General features: G+C 27.5%; 3 protein-coding genes. All 3 read right to left on the bottom strand.

Translation table 11 applies throughout. The features are described from left to right. Positions 1-24: 24 nt before the first annotated feature. Positions 25-306: a helix-turn-helix domain-containing protein gene (locus tag ACHAJD_RS09755; protein ID WP_435585678.1), complete on the bottom strand. Its 282-nt coding sequence runs from the start codon at positions 304-306 to the stop codon at positions 25-27. 286 nt (positions 307-592) lie between these two features. Further along, positions 593-1,597, bottom strand: coding sequence for a 5-methylcytosine restriction system specificity protein McrC (locus tag ACHAJD_RS09750; protein WP_435585677.1), 1,005 nt, complete (start codon positions 1,595-1,597; stop codon positions 593-595). Further along, positions 1,590-2,701, bottom strand: a 1,112-nt coding sequence (locus tag ACHAJD_RS09745) for an AAA family ATPase (RefSeq protein ID WP_435585676.1), incomplete at its 5' end; no start/stop codon positions are given. The genes ACHAJD_RS09750 and ACHAJD_RS09745, both read right to left, overlap by 8 nt.

The raw sequence follows: 2,701 nt of genomic DNA, 5'->3' as shown, positions 1-2,701 counted from the left end.
GAAAGTTCAAATAAAAAAAGTCTCCTAATTGCTTAGGAGACTTTCAATACTGACATCAAGGATGTTACAAATACTGAGTAGTCGCTCAACAGTAATTCCACGTTCTCCGGATTCATAGTATGAAACCGTCCTTGGGTCTACGTCGAGTAGAACTGCAAAATCCAAGATAGATAATTGCTTATCCGTTCTTAATTTATAAATTCTGAGACCTAACTCATTTTTATAATCTTCCTGATATCGTTTTTTGTTACTCATATTACCGCCTCCTATATGAAAATATCCATATCTTGGCGCTATAAGTAACACGATAATTTTATCACATTTATATTAGTTTGGCAATTTACCTTCCAACATATCAGTTATAGATATATTGAAAAAGTTACAGATTTTAATAATTGCTAAAATAGTATAGTACTTTCCCCCCGATTTAATATTTAGTTCCTCATACAACGATTTCAATGTGATCTTGTGTCTTTGACACATTTGCTTGGTGCTTTGATGAAAATTATGCTTCGTTTGATATCTCATAAATATATAATAACTATTTTAACAGATTTCAACATGAACTCTGAGTTCATTTATGTAAATATATTTAATTAATAATTTCCAAAAGCCTGTTTTCAATTAATGGCCAATCTTGAGATAAATCAACCGTCGCAAGCTCTATCGTATATTTATTCTGAAAATCGTATTTCTCATTAAATTCATAACCATTTGATGGATAAATTAAAATCCCTCTTAAGTTATCATAATTTCTATTATGGTCTAAATAAGTCTTAATTTGATACATATTATTACTAGTAAATTTTAAAGTTTCATATCTACTATCCAAAGCTTTTTTCGAATACTTTGCATCGATTATAATTTTTAAATCTCCTTTAACTAGCTCTACATCTGTTTTCATAATTGGTATTTTATTAAAATCAGAATCTTTAATGGGAATTAAATCCCACTTGTATACTCTCGAAGAAACTTTATAATCTGTATGGATTCTATAAAAATTACGTAAAAATGCTTCATAAAGATTACTCATAGTTTCATTATCTTTCAATATGTCAATGAACCTATAATCACCATTAGAACTATCTGGTATTACTTTTTCATTAATTAAGTATGCAAGTGCTAAAGGAAATCGATAAGCTTCGTTTACACGATTAAACTTCTGATTATAATCAATATCATTTACAAGTTGAACTTCAGAAAACATTGCATATAGCCTTTTAACTTTTTGTAATATATCAACACTTAAGTTTGATAGAAGAATGTTATGCATGGTTTTTTTGAGAATTTGATTATACTGGTTATCCTCATTAAACTCATCATATAACATTACAATTTTGGGCTTTGTAATTTGAAAAGTTTTTGCAATATCTACTTGGCCTTTAATTGTTAGAGCTTCATCAGTTATTGTGTTATAACTTTTAAATATTCCGTTTTTAATAATTTTTGATACTTGAACCAAGAATAATTCAATTAAAAGTTTTGAACCCGTGTTTGTTTTATCAATGTTTTTATCCCCTAATAAATCTTTACGCTTCATTTCATTAAAAGCATATAACACTAAATAATAAAGATTCTTAATAGGTATTTCACTCATAGAATAATTCCAAATCTCTTTTTATCTTCTCTACTGTTTCCTCTTCATCAAAAAAATACTCTTCAATTAAAGGTATAATGTCGTATTTCAAAATATTATTATACCAAGTATCGAAATCTTCTTCTTCAATTATAGAAAAGTGGCTATGGCCAACTTCGAAGTTAGATCCAAGTTTTTCAGAGATTACTACATTTAAACGATTCATTGAGTTAACTATTTTCTTAATTTGATGATCTACTAAGTTATGTTTTTTTAAATGGTTATGAAACTTTATCGAGTTAAACATAGGTTTTAGCGTTATAAACGAAAATCTTCTTCTTAATGCATAGTCAATTAATGATAATGAACGATCCGCAGAGTTCATTGTACCTATGATATATAAGTTTTTTGGAATACTGAAACTATCTTTAGAGTATGGTAGTTGAACACTATACTTTTCTCTTTTATCTTTTTCAATAAGCATCAAGAGTTCTCCAAAAATCTTAGAAACATTTCCGCGATTAATTTCATCTATTATAAGAAAATAGTCTTTATCCTTATGTAAAACAACCTTTTCTGTTATAAAAGCCTTAAAAACCCCAGGTTCTACTATAAAGCCATTACCATCTGCTGTAGGTCTTAACCCTTCTATAAATGATTCATAAGAATAACTTTGATGAAACTGAACAGTTTTTATTTGATCCTTCGGATTTTCAATTTTAAATTTGCTTTCAATGATATTTTTAATACAATATGTTTTTCCAACCCCTGGTGCCCCTTGTAAAATAATATTCTTTTTCCGTATTAATGTATTATAAATATCTTCTATTTGCGCATCATCAAAAAACAAATCATTTAATGAGTCATATTGCTCTTCTTCTTTTTCAATCATTTCGGGTTCAACATTAATCACTTCTTGATAAAAATCCCATAATATTTCAGAAAGTAACTTTAAATCAATCTTATCAAAATTATCAAGGTTGTTTTTCATAAAGTTCTTTATCTTGATATTAACGCCAATAGAATCCGCATTTTTATCATAACTCCCTAAAAAATAATCTGATATTTTTCTTAAAATTGATAAACTATCTATACTTATAAGCACACCAAAATGATAGATGTTTA

The organism is Liberiplasma polymorphum (genome assembly GCF_043951795.1).
Lineage (GTDB): Bacteria > Bacillota_I > Bacilli_A > Izemoplasmatales > Izemoplasmataceae > Liberiplasma > Liberiplasma polymorphum.
Note: the sequence above shows the minus strand (reverse complement) of the source record. Positions and strands in the feature narration are given on the sequence as shown.

Excerpts from the sequence above, each read along its gene's own strand:
- ACHAJD_RS09750 (WP_435585677.1), bottom strand. The coding sequence starts at position 1,597 with ATGAGTGAAATACCTATTAAGAATCTTTATTATTTAGTGTTATATGCT.